Raw genomic sequence first — 14,253 nt, 5'->3', positions numbered from 1 at the left:
AGCCCCGGAGAAATTCTCCGGGGCTTTTTTTCGACTGCTGCGGTCGACGTCCAAAAACGGCAATATTTCAAACCAGGCCTACAAGCGATCCAGCCAGTAAAGCGCGGTAATCGTTTTTGCATCGGTGATGCCGCCGTCCAATACGGCAGCGCGAGCCGCTCCTGGCGACAACTCGATGACATCAAGAAACTCGTTGTGATCCAGCTGTCTCTCGCCGCTCAGATACAGACCACGCGCGACAAAAATCTCGATCCGTTCGTCGGAATAACCGATACACGGATGCATTACCCCCAGATGCTGCCACTCCCGGGCCACATAGCCAGTTTCTTCCAGTAATTCACGTTGCGCGGTCAGCAGAATCTCCTCACCGGCATCGATCTTGCCGGCAGGAAGCTCAAGAAAGACTCGTCGTAACGGATAGCGAAACTGCCTTTCGAATATCAGGTTGCCGTTATCGAGCAGCGCCAGCACAACGACCGCGCCCGGATGCAGAATGTACTCACGGATCGACTGCTTGCCGTTCGGCAAACGGACGACATCCTTCCGCACATGCAACAGGGCACCTTCGAAAACCGTCTCCGAACTGACTTCCAACTCGATCAAATGACTGTCATCAAGCATCTTCAACTCCAAAAAAAACGCCCCGTACGGGGCGTTTAATAAAACCGTCTTTGTTGTATCAGAGCGATCGCAACAGCGCGTAGGCACAGAGCGACATGATCACCTGCGGGAAGACCCCCAGCAGGCCAATCGCCAGGCCATTTGCAGAAAGCAGGATACGCATGTCCATACCGGCCTGAATCGGCGTCTCATCAAGCGGCGCATCGAAGTACATCAGCTTGACGACGCGCAGGTAATAGAAGGCACCGATCAATGAGAAAAGCACGGCGACGATGGCCAGCCACATATAGCCCGCCGCGACGACTGCCTGGAGCACGGAGAACTTGGCAAAAAAGCCGATAAAGAACGGAACGCCTGCCATCGAGAACATGATCATCAGCATGACCCCGGCAAACCACGGGCTACGCTTGTTCAGTCCCTTGAAGTCATCCAGATTGTCAGCCTCAAAACCGGCCCGCGACATCAGCAGAATCATGCCGAAGGAGGCGGTGGAGGTCAGCACATAGGCAATCACATAGAACATTGCCGAGCTGTATGCGTTCAGTGCGTAACGTGCGTCGCCGCTCACTACGCCGGTGGTGATCCCGAGCAGCATGAAACCCATGTGGGAAATTGCCGAGTAGGCCAGCATGCGCTTGAGGTTGGTCTGGGCAATTGCCGCTAGGTTACCGATCGCCATCGACAGAACGGCCAGGATAATCAACATCATCTGCCAGTCCTGAGCCATGGTAATCAGGCCATTCACCAGCAGACGCATGACGATCGCGAAAGCGGCCAGCTTCGGTGCCGAACCGATGAACAAGGTCACCGAAGTCGGCGCGCCGTGATAGACGTCGGGAATCCACATGTGGAAAGGGACAACACCAAGCTTGAAGGCGAGTCCGGAAACCAAGAACACAAGACCGAAGACCAGTACCGACTTGTTGACACCACCGCCGTAGAGGCGCTCGGCAACACCGGTAATCTCCAGGGTTCCGGTCGCACCGTAGATCATCGACATCCCGTAGAGCAGCAATCCGGAAGCCAAGGCACCGAGCACAAAGTATTTCATCGCAGCTTCGGTGGAGACGACCGATTCACGATTCATCGCGACCATTGCGTAAAGTGACAACGACAGCAATTCCAGACCCATATAGATAGTCAGGAAGTGGTTGGCCGAGATCATGACCATCATGCCCAGCGTTGCGAACAGGGCCAGGACGTAATACTCGCCCTTGTTCATGGCCTCCCGCTCAATGATGTAGCCACGGGAATAGAACAACACGATGAGCACAGTCATGTACAGGAAGAGCTTCAGCAAGTCTGACATCAGATCGTCGACAAACATGTTACTGAAGGTATAGGTGATTTCACCGGTACTGGTCGAGAACTGGATCAAGGCACAACCGATCAGCGTCAGCTGGGCCAGGACAAAGGTCACGGTGCGCCGGCTATCCTTGACCAGAAGATCAACCATCAGGATGACCAGAGCCATCGCTGCCAGGAATAGCTCCGGCGCTGCGGGCAGGAGGTCGGGAACAACGAAATTGTCGAACATGTCGGCTACCGTTTATTGAATCTTGCTGATGGCGACGTGACGCAGCAGGTCAGTGACCGACGCGTGCATGACTTCCGTGAAAGGCTGCGGGTAGAGCCCCATCCACAGGGTGGCGATGGCCAGCACGCCAAGAATGGCGAACTCGCGCTTGTTGATGTCGGACAACTCTTCAACGTGGTGATTGGCAACGTCGCCGAAGATCACCCGCTTGTACATCCACAGCGAATAGGCGGCGCCGATGATCATTGCGCTGGCGGCGGCAAAGGCGACCCAGAAGTTGAACTTGACGGCACCAAGGATGACCATGAATTCACCGACGAAGCCGGAAGTGGCCGGCAACCCGGCATTGGCCATGGTGAACAACATGAACAGAGCAGCGAACTTCGGCATCTTGTTGACCACACCGCCGTAATCGGCGATCTGGCGGCTATGCACGCGGTCGTACATGACACCGATACAGAAGAACATGGCACCGGAGACAAAACCGTGCGACACCATCTGGACCAGCGCACCTTCGACACCCATCGGGCTGAACATGAAGAAGCCGAGGGTGACGAAACCCATGTGGGCGATCGACGAGTAGGCCACCAGCTTCTTCATATCCTCCTGAACCAGGGCGACGAAACCGATATAAACGACGGCGATCAGCGACAGGGCGACGACCAAGCCGGACAACTCGTGCGAGGCGTCGGGCAGGATCGGCAGCGAGAATCGCAGGAAACCGTAGGCACCGAGCTTCAGGGCGATGGCGGCCAGCACGATGGAACCACCAGTCGGCGCCTCGACGTGTGCATCCGGCAACCAGGTATGCACCGGCCACATCGGCACCTTGACGGCGAAGGCGATCATGAATGCCAGGAACAACCAGATCTGGGCACCGAGCGCGATTGGCAGTTTGTGCCATTCAAGAATGGAGAAGCTGCCACCGGACTGGATGAACAGATACATCAGAGCCAGCAGGAAAAGCAGCGAACCGAACAGCGTGTAGAGGAAAAACTTGAAGGCAGCATAAACCCGGTTCGGGCCGCCCCAGACACCGATAATCAGGTACAGCGGAATCAGCGAGGCTTCGAAAAAGACATAGAACAGCACGCCGTCGAGCGAAGTAAAAATGCCGTTCATCAAGCCGGACATGATCAGGAAAGCAGCGTTGTACTGAGCAACCTTATTCTGGATCACTTCCCAGCCAGCCGCGACCACGATAATGGTGATAAAGGCGTTAAGCACGACAAAAAGCATCGAGATGCCATCAACACCGAGGTGGTAATTGATGTTGAAGCGGGGAATCCAGGTCTTCAGTTCCACGAACTGCATGCCACCGTTGGCGATATCAAAACCGGTCCACAGCGGGATCGTTACCAGGAAAGCGGCAATCGAGCCAAAGAGGGCAAGCATCCGGGCCAGCGGAGCATTCCGGTCCGAACCGGTGGCGAGCACCACCAGACCGGCGACGATCGGAATCCAGATGGCGAAAGATAGCAGCGGGTAAGTCGACATGTTATTCCTTGCTTTTCTGCGAACTATTCACGGCTAGGCGCGGTTGATCCACAGGGTCATCAGCACAAAGACGCCGATGATCATGGTGAAAGCGTAGTGATAGACGTAACCAGTCTGGAACAGACGGGTAATGGAAGAGATCCAGCCAACGACCTTGGCCGAGCCATTGACAATGATGCCGTCGATGATCGCCACGTCGCCGCCGCGCCAAAGAACCTTGCCCAGCATGCGGGCACCGCCGGCGAAGACAACTTCATTGAACTTGTCGAAGTAGTACTTGTTCTCGAACAGGGTATGGATGGCTGAGAAACGGCGCTGGATGGCTGCGGGAATATCCGGACGCTTCATATAGAAGAACCAGGAGAGCACTACACCGGACAGTGCCAAAATAAACGGCAACGTGGTCAGCGCGTGGATACCCATGGCAGCGGCACCATGGAAGTGTTCGGCCAGGTGTTCCATTGCCGGATGGGCATGGCTATCGACAAAAATCACGCCCTTGAAGTAATCGCCGAAAACCATCGGGCCAATCGCAATGAAACCGATGGCAACCGAGGGGATGGCCAGCAACACCAGTGGCAGCCAGACGACCCATGGGGTTTCGTGCGGCTTCTGCCCCGGGGCCAGACCATGATGATGGTCGTGCGAAGTTTCTTCGTCGTCGTGGTCGCCTTCGTGTTCATGATGATGGGCATCATCAGCCTTGCCGAAACGTTCTTCGCCGTGGAAGACGAGGAAGTACATACGGAAGGAGTAGAAGGCAGTGACAAACACACCGGCCATCACGGCGAAGTAGGCAAACCCCGACCCTGGGATATGGGAAAGCGCTACCGCCTCGATAATCGAGTCCTTCGAATAGAAACCGGACAGGAAAGGCGTACCGATCAGAGCGAGCGAACCAACCAATGACGTTATCCAGGTAATCGGCATGTACTTGCGCAGGCCGCCCATGTTGCGGATGTCCTGATCATGGTGCATACCAATGATGACGGAACCTGCGGCAAGGAATAGCAGCGCCTTGAAGAAGGCGTGCGTCATCAGGTGGAATATCGCAACGGAGTAGGCCGAAGCACCCAGCGCGACAGTCATGTAGCCGAGTTGCGACAATGTCGAATAGGCGACGACGCGCTTGATATCGTTCTGAATGATGCCGAGGAAACCCATGAACAGCGCAGTGATCGCACCGATGACCAACACGAAGGACAGCGCAGTGGTGGACAGTTCGAACAGCGGCGACATGCGCGACACCATGAAGATACCGGCAGTCACCATGGTCGCTGCGTGAATCAGTGCAGAAATCGGGGTCGGGCCTTCCATGGAATCGGGCAGCCAGACATGCAATGGAACTTGGGCCGATTTACCCATCGCACCGATGAACAGGCAAATACAGGTAACGGTCATCAGCGACCAGTCAGCCGCGCCCCAAATATTGATCGTGGTGGCGGCAAGTTCCGGCGCCTTCTCAAAGACAGTTTTGTAATCCAGCGAACCGAAGTGAGCCAGAACCAGACCGATACCAAGAATGAAGCCGAAGTCGCCCACGCGATTGACCAAGAAGGCCTTCATGTTGGCAAAGATGGCGGTCGGACGGGTGTACCAGAAACCGATCAGCAGGTAGGAGACCAGACCGACAGCTTCCCAGCCGAAGAATAGCTGCATGAAGTTATTGCTCATCACCAGCATCAGCATGGAGAAGGTGAACAACGAGATGTAGCTGAAGAAGCGGTTGTAGCCCGGGTCTTCCTGCATGTAGCCGATCGTGTAGATATGCACCATCAGCGACACGAAGGTGACAACCAGCATCATCGTCGTGGTGAGCGTGTCGATTAGGAAGCCGACTTCGAAGCGATAGTCACCGCTGGTCAGCCAAGTGTACACCGTACCGTTATAGACATGGCCAGCCTGCACATCCTTGAAGATGATAACGGAAGCAATGAAGGCGGTAGCAACACCGGCGATGGTCACGGTATGGGCGAGCCAGCGCGGAATGACCCGGCAGAACAGGCCGGCGACCATTGCCCCAAACAATGGAGCAAGGGGAACGAGAAGGTAAAGTTTCTGCATTTCCATGGTTAACCCTTCAGGCTGTCCAGGTCATCCACATGGATGCTCTTGAGATTGCGGAACAGCACGATCAGTATGGCAAGGCCAATAGCCGATTCGGCAGCGGCGACGGTCAGAATGAAAAAGACAAAGATCTGACCGGACAAGTCCTGCAAATAGTGCGAAAAAGCCACGAAGTTCATGTTGACCGCAAGCAGCATCAACTCGATGGCCATCAGCAGCACTAGCAAGTTCTTCCGATTCAGGAAGATGCCGACAATACTGATCGCAAACAGAATGGCGCCCAGAATCAGGAAATGCGAAAGTGACAGAGTTAGCATAGTCTTCCCGGGGTTCAGTCTTTTTCAACCGGCATCTGCAGAACGCGGACGCGATCCTTCGCCTTGACGAAGACCTGCTGATTCGGGTTGGTGTACTTGGTCTTCTTGGGACCACGGTAAGTAAGAACAATCGCTGCAATCATGCCAACCAGCAACACGATGGATGCGAGTTCAAACGGATAGACATATTCGCTGAACATCAGCGCACCAATACTCTTGGTATTGGAAATACCGGCTGGGACGATAGCATCGGCTGCCGGCACCTGGAAATACTTGCTACCGAGAACCAGGCCCATCTCCAGAACCATCAGCAGGCCAAGAATCGCCCCCAGTGGCAGGTAGTTCCAGAAACCCTGGCGAATGCGATCCATATTGATGTCGAGCATCATGACGACGAAAAGGAAGAGCACCATGACCGCGCCGACGTACACCAGGATGATGGCGATGGCCAGGAATTCGGCCTGCAGCAATGCCCAGATGCCGCCGCAGGTGAAGAAGGCGAGGATCAGGTGCAGCGCTGCATGAACCGGGTTGCGCGCGGTAATGACGCGCAGGCTGGCAACGATCAGAATCGCCGACAGGAAGAAAAAGACCAGTGTCTGAAAATCCATCACTTGTACCCGTTATCGGTAAGAGGCATCGAGTTCGCGGTCCTTGGCGATCTGCTCTTCGTAGCGGTCGCCGTTGGCCAGCAACATTTGCTTCGTGTAGTACAGATCACCACGCTTCTCGCCGTGGTATTCGAAAACGCGGGTTTCAACCACCGCATCGACCGGACAGGCCTCTTCGCAGAAACCACAGAAAATGCACTTGGTCAGATCGATGTCGTAGCGCGTCGTACGACGTGAACCGTCATCACGCGGTTCCGCTTCGATGGTGATTGCCATTGCTGGGCAGATGGCTTCGCACAGCTTGCAGGCGATGCAGCGCTCTTCCCCGTTTGGGTAGCGACGCAGTGCATGCAAACCACGAAACCGGAAGCTCTGCGGCGTCTTTTCTTCGGGATACTGGACGGTGATTTTGCGGGCAAAGAAATACTTGCCGGTCACCGCCATGCCTTTCAACAACTCCTTGAGGAGGAGGCTGTTGAAGATTTCCTTCATCGAACCCATTGGTCTCTCCTCAATTCCAGATATTCAGCGGGGACATCATCCAGACCCCGACGACGACAAGCCAGATCAAACAAACCGGTACAAACACCTTCCAACCAAGACGCATCAGCTGGTCATAGCGATAACGCGGGAAAGTGGCACGGAACCAGAGGAACAGGAAGAGGATGGCCGCAACCTTGGCGAACAGCCAGAGGATGCCGTCCGGCAGGAAGCCGACCGGGGACAACCAGCCACCGAGGAACATGATCGAGGTCAATGTCGAGACCAAAATCATATTGCCGTATTCGGCCAGGAAGAAAACCGCGAATGCCATACCGGAATATTCAACGTGGAAACCGGCAACGATTTCAGATTCGCCTTCGCAGACGTCAAAAGGCGCACGGTTGGTTTCCGCCACACCTGAGATCAGGTAGACCAGGAACATCGGCAGTAGCGGCAGCCAGTTCCACGACAGGAAGCTCACCCCCCAACTGGCGAAGCGACCTTGCTCCTGGGCATGGACGATATCGACCAGGTTGAGGCTGTTCGACACCATCAGCACGCAAATCAGCGCGAAGCCCATCGAGATTTCGTAAGACACCATCTGTGCAGCTGCCCGCATGGCACCGAGGAAGGCGTACTTGGAATTCGAGGCCCAACCAGACAGAATAATGCCGTAAACGCCCATCGAAGTGATGGCCATTATGTAGAGTAGGCTAGCGTCGATATTGGCCAAAACCAGCGTGTCGTTGAACGGCACCACCGCCCAGGCGGCCAGTGCCGGTGCGATGGCCAGCATCGGGGCGATGATGAAGATCGCCTTGTTGGCGCCGCTCGGCACAACAATTTCCTTCATCAGCAGCTTCAGGCCGTCGGCGATCGGCTGGATCAGGCCCCACGGGCCAACCCGGTTCGGACCGATCCGCACCTGCATATAACCGATCACCTTACGTTCGGCCCAAGTCAGATAGGCAATACTCAACATCAGCGGCGCGACGATGAGGACAATCTTGAGCAGCGTCCACACGGCCGGCCAGATACCGCCGAAAATTCCCTGACCGAAATTCATCAGTGCGTCCATTTATGCACGCTCCACAGAAATCTGACCGAACATGTCGCCCAGTGCGGCAGTGCTGACGTGTGCCGCGGCAACGCGAACACAACCAACCGGCACGTTATTGTCGGCCTGGGCAACCAAAACAGCTTCACCCTGCCCCTGTTTGACGCGAACCTGAGCACCGTCAGCCAGACCGAGTTGAGCCAGCGTCTGTTCGCTGATCCGTGCCATCGGTGCCTTGGCATCGACGGTCTGTTGCAGTGCCGGCGAACGACGAGCCATGGCATCGGCAAAGTTGATCGGCACATCGGCGATGCGCTGCAAGCCATCGACCGTACCCGGCAGAGCAATCGCCACACCGTTCAGACCGTTGTCCAGACTACCGACAAACTCAGCTCCCTTGCCCAGCACTTCATCGCGCACCGCTTCGCTGGATTCGTAGCCGAAACCGTCGAGGTTCAGCACATTGCCCAGCACACGCAGGATCTTCCAGGCCGGACGGGCTTCACCGCGCGCCTTGACGACCCCGTTGAAGCTCTGCACGCGACCTTCAGCATTGATGAAAGTACCGGCCGTTTCGGTAAAGGGAGCAATCGGCAACATCACGTCGGCGTATTCCAGCGCCGGCGAATGCTTGAAAGCCGACATATAGACCACGAGGCTTGCTTGCTTCAGTGCGCCAAGCACCAGTTGCGGATTGGCGCAGTCGAATTCGGGCTCAATCCCCATCAGGACATAAGCCTTACGGGGCTGTTCGAACATCTGGCGAGCATTGGCACCGGACGGCAGCGCCCAACCAGCGTGACCGCCGACGGTATTGGCACCTTCGCCGAGGAAACCGACAGAGGCATTGGTCAGTTTACCCAGTTCAAGAGCCAGCGCATGCAACTGAGTGGCAGCGGCCGACTGGGTCGCCACGTTGCCGAGGAAGATGGCCCGCTTGTCGCCATCGACCAGGCTTTGGGCAATCCTCTTGGCGGCATCGCAGACGACAACCTGTTCGAGGCCTACCGGGGCGGCAACGCCCTTGATTTCGGCAGCAGCCTTGACCACGGCTGCCAGCGTCTGGGCTAGCTGGGACGGGGCTACGGCGAGGTTGGCGTGCAGGTTGATCAGTTGATCATCGCCTGCGACAGAGAGGAGACTGACCTTGGTGTATTTCTTAGCGACTTGACGTAGACGCTGTGCGAGTAGCGGATGGTCCTTACGCAGGAACGAACCGACCACCAGTGCGGCGTCGAGATCCTTGATCTCTGCTAGCTTCAGACCCAGCCACGGTGTGCCGGTACGCTTGAAATCGGTGCCGAAATCGCTCTGCCGCGGACGGAAGTCGACATTACCGCTGCCCAGGCCCTTCATGACCTTGCCGAGCAGGAACAGTTCTTCCAGCGTCGAGGAAGGCGCAGCCAAGGCGGCCAGTGCGTCGCCGCCGTTGTCGCGGGCGACATCCTTCAGACCGTGGGCGACGTAGTCGAGTGCGACGTTCCAGTCGACTTCCTTCCACTCGCCGCCCTGCTTGACCATCGGCTTGGTCAGCCGTTGGTCGGAATTCAGAGCCTGATAGGAGAAGCGTTCCTTGTCGGAAATCCAGCACTCATTGACGTCTTCATTCTCGCGCGGTAGCACACGCATCACGTTGTCGTGCTTGACCTGGACAACCAGATTGGCACCGACCGAGTCGTGCGGGCTGACCGACTTGCGGCGCTGCAGCTCCCAGGAACGCGCGGTGTAGCGGAAGGGTTTGGACGTCAGTGCGCCGACCGGGCACAGGTCGATCATATTGCCCGACAATTCGGAGTCGACCGTACGACCAAGGAAGGTAGTGATCTCGGAATGCATGTTGCGGTTGGCCATGCCGAGTTCCATGATGCCGGCAATTTCCTGGCCGAAGCGCACGCAACGGGTACAGTGAATGCAGCGGCTCATCTCTTCCATCGAGATCAGCGGGCCGACGTTCTTGTGGAAGACGACGTGCTTTTCTTCGGTGTAGCGGCTCTTCATCGGGCCGTAACCGACTGACATGTCCTGCAACTGGCACTCGCCGCCCTGATCGCAGATCGGGCAATCGAGCGGGTGGTTGATCAGCAGGAATTCCATCACCCCCTTCTGTGCCTTGACGGCCAGTTCGGAGTGGGTGAATACCTTCATGCCGTTGGTCACCGGTGTTGCGCACGCTGGCAAAGGCTTTGGCGCCTTTTCCACCTGCACCAGACACATCCGGCAGTTGGCGGCGATCGAGAGTTTCTTGTGGTAGCAGAAATGCGGGATGTACACGCCAACCTGCTGCGCGGCATCCATCACCGTGCTGCCGTCGGGTACTTGCGCTTTCTTGCCGTCGATTTCGATTTCTAGCATGTCGCTACCTTGTAGCCAGTTCTTTCGTATCTATCGCTTGGAAGGTTTCGTTCAGGCCTGAACCCTGTGGAAACCACTACCCGCCCATTGCACATCCTTGGGAACGAGACAGGTCTTATGTTCGATGTGGTACTCGAATTCGCTGCCGAACTGCTTGAGAAAGCTTTGCACCGGGAACGCTGCGGCATCACCAAGCGCACAGATAGTGCGGCCGGCAATATTGCCCAGCACGCTGTTCAGCAGATCGATATCCTCTGGCTTGCCTTGGCCGTTTTCGATGCGATGTACCACCTTGTACATCCAGGCGGTTCCTTCGCGGCAGGGGGTACATTGACCGCAGGACTCTTCGTAATAGAAGAACGAAAGACGCTCCAGCGCCTTGACCATGCACACCGTCTCATCCATGACGATGACCGCGCCGGAACCGAGCATCGAGCCGCCTTTGCTGATCGAGTCGTAGTCCATGGTGCAATCCATGATTACTTCAGCCCGCATGACTGGAGCGGACGAGCCGCCGGGGATAACCGCCTTCAGCTTGCGACCGCCACGCATACCACCGCACATTTCGAGCAGCGTGGCAAACGGCGTACCGAGCGGAATTTCGTAGTTGCCAGGACGATTGACGTGGCCGGACACCGAGAACAGCTTGGTGCCGCCGTTGTTCGGCTTGCCCAGATTGAGAAACTCTTCGCCGCCCATCTTCAGGATGAAGGGGATGGACGCAAAAGTTTCGGTATTGTTGATCGTCGTCGGCTTGCCGTACAGGCCGAACGAGGCCGGGAACGGCGGCTTGAAGCGCGGCTGGCCTTTCTTGCCCTCGATCGATTCGAGCAGTGCGGTTTCTTCGCCACAGATGTAGGCGCCGTAACCGTGGTGGGCAAACAGTTCGAAATTGAAACCAGAGCCAAGAATATTCTGGCCGATAAAACCGGCGGCCCGGGCTTCGTCAAGCGCCTCTTCAAAACGCTTGTACTCCATCCAGACTTCGCCGTGCACGTAGTTGTAACCGCGAGTCGCCCCCATCGCGTAGGCGGCGATAGCCATCCCTTCTATGACTGCATGCGGGTTGTAGCGCATGATGTCGCGATCTTTAAAGGTCCCCGGCTCGCCTTCGTCGGTATTGCAAACAACGTACTTGTCGCCCGGGAAGGAGCGCGGCATGAAGGACCACTTCAAACCAGTCGGGAAGCCGGCGCCGCCACGACCGCGCAGCACGGACTTCTTTACTTCTCCGATGACTTCTTCTTGGGAAATATTGTTGTCCAGGATGCGCTTCAGTTGCTGATAACCGCCGCGGGCAACGTAATCCTTCAGATGCCAGGTGTTGTCACCATCGAGGCCTTCCATCAGGACGCCGTTGATCGAACCAAGCATGGCCATTATTTGCACTCCTCAAGCAGCTTGTCGATCTGTTCCGGATGCATGTGGCTGCACATTGAGCGGTTATTGACGATGAAGACCGGCGCATCGCCGCAAGCGCCCATACACTCACCTTCCTTCAGCGTGAACTTGCCGTCGGCCGTAGTTTCGCCGTAACCGATGCCCAGCTTTTTTTGCACGTATTCACCGGCGTGATAACCGCCGGACAGCGCGCACGGCAGATTGGTACAGATCGTAATCTTGTACTTACCGACCGGCTTCAGGTCATACATGTTGTAGAACGAGGCCACTTCGTAAGCCGCCATCGGCGGCATGGCGAGGTAGTTGGCAACTGCTTCGATTGCTTCCGGCGGCAGCCAGCCCTTTTCTTCCTGAGCGTGGGCGAGACAGGCCATCACAGCAGATTGCTTCTGCTCGACGGGATACTTGGCGACCTCACGGTCGAACTTCTCGAGGGTTTCAGCGGAAAACATCAGCGGTCGATCTCGCCAAAAACAATATCCTGGGAACCGATAATCGTAACGACGTCGGCAAGCATGTGGCCGCGGGACATTTCGTCCATACCGGCCAGGTGTACATAACCCGGTGCGCGAATCTTCATCCGGTAGGGCTTGTTGGCACCATCGGAAATAAAGTAAATACCGAATTCACCCTTCGGGTGTTCAACAGCCGCGTAAGCCTCACCAGCCGGGACATGAATACCTTCGGTAAAGAGCTTGAAATGATGAATTAGCTCTTCCATGTTGGTCTTCATGCCTTCGCGCGGAGGCGGTGCCACCTTGTGATTATCGGTAATAACCGGACCGGGGTTCTTTCGTAACCAGTCGATACACTGCTTGATGATCTTGTTCGACTGGAGCATTTCTTCCATGCGCACCAGATAACGATCATAGCTATCGCCATTGACACCGACCGGCACATCGAAGTCGACCTTGTCATAGGCTGCGTAAGGCTGCTTCTTGCGCAAGTCCCAAGCGATACCCGACCCCCGCAGCATGGCACCGGTAAAGCCCATCTGTTTTGCACGTTCCGGCGTCACCACACCGACATTGACCAGACGCTGTTTCCAGATTCGGTTATCAGTCAGCAGCGTGTGGTATTCACTGTGATAGGTCGGAAAACGGTTGGTGAAGTCCTCTAGGAAATCAAGCAACGAACCACTGCGATTCTCGTTAAGCTCACCCGCCTTCTTGGCACTAGTCCAGGTAGACGCCTCGTATTGCGGCATGCGATCCGGCAGGTCACGGTAAACACCACCCGGCCGGTAATAAGCAGCATGCAGACGGGCCCCTGAAACAGCCTCGTAGGCATCCATCAGGTCTTCACGCTCACGGAAGGTGTAAAGAGCCATGGTCATCGCACCAACGTCGAGTGCGTGACAGCCGATCCACAACAAATGATTGAGGATGCGGGTAATTTCGTCGAACATTGTACGGATGTACTTGCCACGCTCAGGCACTTCAATACCGAGCAATTTCTCGGTAGCCAAGCAATAAGCATGTTCATTACACATCATCGACACGTAGTCGAGACGATCCATATAGGGAACGGATTGCACCCAGGTACGGGTTTCAGCCAGCTTTTCGGTGGCACGATGCAACAAACCGATGTGCGGATCGGCGCGCTGAACAACCTCACCATCCAGCTCAAGCACTAGACGCAGCACACCGTGCGCAGCCGGATGCTGCGGACCGAAGTTCAGCGTGAAATTACGAATATCAGCCATGGGCAGCATCCCCAAAAGTATCTTCGCGCACGATGCGCGGGGTATTCTCGCGCGGCTCGATAGTTACCGGCTGGTAAATGACGCGGGCCTGATCCGGGTCATAGCGCATTTCAACGTGACCGGAAATCGGAAAGTCCTTGCGGAACGGATGGCCGATAAAGCCGTAGTCAGTCAGAATACGGCGCAGATCGTCATGACCGACGAAAGCGATACCGTACAGATCGAACGCCTCACGCTCGAACCAATTAACACTGGTCCAAATGCCTGTCAGCGAATCGACCGCCGGAAACTCATCATCCTCGGCAAAAACCCGAACCCGCAGACGCCAGTTGTTATTCAGTGATAGAAGATGGGTGACCGCCGCGAAACGCTTGCCTTGCCAAGCCCCGTCGCCGTAGGTGGAATAATCCACACCACAGAGATCAATCAGCTCGTCAAAGCCCAAATCGGCTTCGTCACGCAACATTTTCATCACAGCGAGATAATCAGCAGGAGCAACCTCAACGGTCACCTCGCCGAGAGCAATTTTCAGCGACTTAAGCTTGTCACCGAAGTGCTTCTGCAAATTCTGGCTAAGCGTTTCCAGCTTGGCGGACATAGTGAAT

The 14,253-nt window shown here is 56.1% G+C and carries 13 protein-coding genes; all 13 read right to left on the bottom strand.

Annotation, left to right across the window (positions count from 1 at the left end):
* Positions 1-78: 78 nt before the first annotated feature.
* Genes GH663_RS10430 through GH663_RS10370 form a run of 13 tightly spaced genes read right to left on the bottom strand, consistent with a single transcriptional unit; the run spans position 79 to position 14,246 of the window.
* Complete coding sequence (locus GH663_RS10430; RefSeq protein WP_153131561.1) at positions 79-621, bottom strand: NUDIX domain-containing protein; 543 nt, start codon at positions 619-621, stop codon at positions 79-81.
* A gap of 58 nt (positions 622-679) precedes the next feature.
* Complete coding sequence (nuoN, locus tag GH663_RS10425) at positions 680-2,158, bottom strand: NADH-quinone oxidoreductase subunit NuoN (protein WP_153131559.1); 1,479 nt, start codon at positions 2,156-2,158, stop codon at positions 680-682.
* A gap of 12 nt (positions 2,159-2,170) precedes the next feature.
* Complete coding sequence (locus tag GH663_RS10420; RefSeq protein WP_153131557.1) at positions 2,171-3,655, bottom strand: NADH-quinone oxidoreductase subunit M; 1,485 nt, start codon at positions 3,653-3,655, stop codon at positions 2,171-2,173.
* A 33-nt stretch (positions 3,656-3,688) separates the two neighbouring features.
* Positions 3,689-5,725 carry an NADH-quinone oxidoreductase subunit L gene (gene nuoL / locus GH663_RS10415; protein WP_153131555.1) on the bottom strand — a complete coding sequence of 679 codons (2,037 nt, stop codon included), beginning with the start codon at positions 5,723-5,725 and terminating at the stop codon, positions 3,689-3,691.
* Positions 5,726-5,727: 2 nt separating this feature from the next.
* Positions 5,728-6,039, bottom strand: a complete 312-nt coding sequence (gene nuoK / locus GH663_RS10410; protein ID WP_066882709.1) for an NADH-quinone oxidoreductase subunit NuoK — start codon at positions 6,037-6,039, stop codon at positions 5,728-5,730.
* A gap of 14 nt (positions 6,040-6,053) precedes the next feature.
* Positions 6,054-6,650 carry an NADH-quinone oxidoreductase subunit J gene (locus GH663_RS10405; protein ID WP_153131554.1) on the bottom strand — a complete coding sequence of 199 codons (597 nt, stop codon included), beginning with the start codon at positions 6,648-6,650 and terminating at the stop codon, positions 6,054-6,056.
* Positions 6,651-6,662: 12 nt separating this feature from the next.
* Positions 6,663-7,151 carry an NADH-quinone oxidoreductase subunit NuoI gene (gene nuoI, locus GH663_RS10400; protein WP_153131553.1) on the bottom strand — a complete coding sequence of 163 codons (489 nt, stop codon included), beginning with the start codon at positions 7,149-7,151 and terminating at the stop codon, positions 6,663-6,665.
* A gap of 10 nt (positions 7,152-7,161) precedes the next feature.
* Positions 7,162-8,211 (bottom strand): NADH-quinone oxidoreductase subunit NuoH, encoded by a 1,050-nt coding sequence (gene nuoH, locus GH663_RS10395; protein WP_211371117.1) that lies wholly within the window; start codon positions 8,209-8,211, stop codon positions 7,162-7,164.
* Positions 8,212-10,542: an NADH-quinone oxidoreductase subunit NuoG gene (gene nuoG / locus GH663_RS10390; RefSeq protein ID WP_153131552.1), complete on the bottom strand. Its 2,331-nt coding sequence runs from the start codon at positions 10,540-10,542 to the stop codon at positions 8,212-8,214.
* A 51-nt stretch (positions 10,543-10,593) separates the two neighbouring features.
* Complete coding sequence (gene nuoF / locus GH663_RS10385; protein WP_153131551.1) at positions 10,594-11,922, bottom strand: NADH-quinone oxidoreductase subunit NuoF; 1,329 nt, start codon at positions 11,920-11,922, stop codon at positions 10,594-10,596.
* Complete coding sequence (gene nuoE, locus GH663_RS10380) at positions 11,922-12,395, bottom strand: NADH-quinone oxidoreductase subunit NuoE (protein WP_153131550.1); 474 nt, start codon at positions 12,393-12,395, stop codon at positions 11,922-11,924. Before nuoE ends, nuoF begins: the two co-directional genes overlap by 1 nt.
* Positions 12,395-13,648, bottom strand: coding sequence for an NADH-quinone oxidoreductase subunit D (locus GH663_RS10375; RefSeq protein ID WP_153131549.1), 1,254 nt, complete (start codon positions 13,646-13,648; stop codon positions 12,395-12,397). Before GH663_RS10375 ends, nuoE begins: the two co-directional genes overlap by 1 nt.
* Positions 13,641-14,246 carry an NADH-quinone oxidoreductase subunit C gene (locus GH663_RS10370; RefSeq protein ID WP_153131548.1) on the bottom strand — a complete coding sequence of 202 codons (606 nt, stop codon included), beginning with the start codon at positions 14,244-14,246 and terminating at the stop codon, positions 13,641-13,643. Before GH663_RS10370 ends, GH663_RS10375 begins: the two co-directional genes overlap by 8 nt.
* Positions 14,247-14,253 lie beyond the last annotated feature (7 nt).

The sequence above is a fragment of the Dechloromonas hortensis genome (genome assembly GCF_009469765.1).
Taxonomy (GTDB): domain Bacteria; phylum Pseudomonadota; class Gammaproteobacteria; order Burkholderiales; family Rhodocyclaceae; genus Azonexus; species Azonexus hortensis.
The sequence above is the reverse complement of the archived record's forward strand: the minus strand, read 5'-3'. Positions and strand labels throughout refer to the sequence as shown.

Coding starts and splice junctions, on each gene's coding strand:
- nuoF (WP_153131551.1), bottom strand. CDS start 11,922: ATGGCCATGCTTGGTTCGATCAACGGCGTCCTGATGGAAGGCCTCGAT.
- nuoE (WP_153131550.1), bottom strand. CDS start 12,395: ATGTTTTCCGCTGAAACCCTCGAGAAGTTCGACCGTGAGGTCGCCAAG.
- nuoK (WP_066882709.1), bottom strand. CDS start 6,039: ATGCTAACTCTGTCACTTTCGCATTTCCTGATTCTGGGCGCCATTCTG.
- GH663_RS10420 (WP_153131557.1), bottom strand. CDS start 3,655: ATGTCGACTTACCCGCTGCTATCTTTCGCCATCTGGATTCCGATCGTC.
- nuoI (WP_153131553.1), bottom strand. CDS start 7,151: ATGGGTTCGATGAAGGAAATCTTCAACAGCCTCCTCCTCAAGGAGTTG.
- GH663_RS10370 (WP_153131548.1), bottom strand. CDS start 14,246: ATGTCCGCCAAGCTGGAAACGCTTAGCCAGAATTTGCAGAAGCACTTC.
- GH663_RS10375 (WP_153131549.1), bottom strand. CDS start 13,648: ATGGCTGATATTCGTAATTTCACGCTGAACTTCGGTCCGCAGCATCCG.
- nuoG (WP_153131552.1), bottom strand. CDS start 10,542: ATGCTAGAAATCGAAATCGACGGCAAGAAAGCGCAAGTACCCGACGGC.
- nuoL (WP_153131555.1), bottom strand. CDS start 5,725: ATGGAAATGCAGAAACTTTACCTTCTCGTTCCCCTTGCTCCATTGTTT.
- GH663_RS10430 (WP_153131561.1), bottom strand. CDS start 621: ATGCTTGATGACAGTCATTTGATCGAGTTGGAAGTCAGTTCGGAGACG.
- nuoH (WP_211371117.1), bottom strand. CDS start 8,211: ATGGACGCACTGATGAATTTCGGTCAGGGAATTTTCGGCGGTATCTGG.
- GH663_RS10405 (WP_153131554.1), bottom strand. CDS start 6,650: ATGGATTTTCAGACACTGGTCTTTTTCTTCCTGTCGGCGATTCTGATC.
- nuoN (WP_153131559.1), bottom strand. CDS start 2,158: ATGTTCGACAATTTCGTTGTTCCCGACCTCCTGCCCGCAGCGCCGGAG.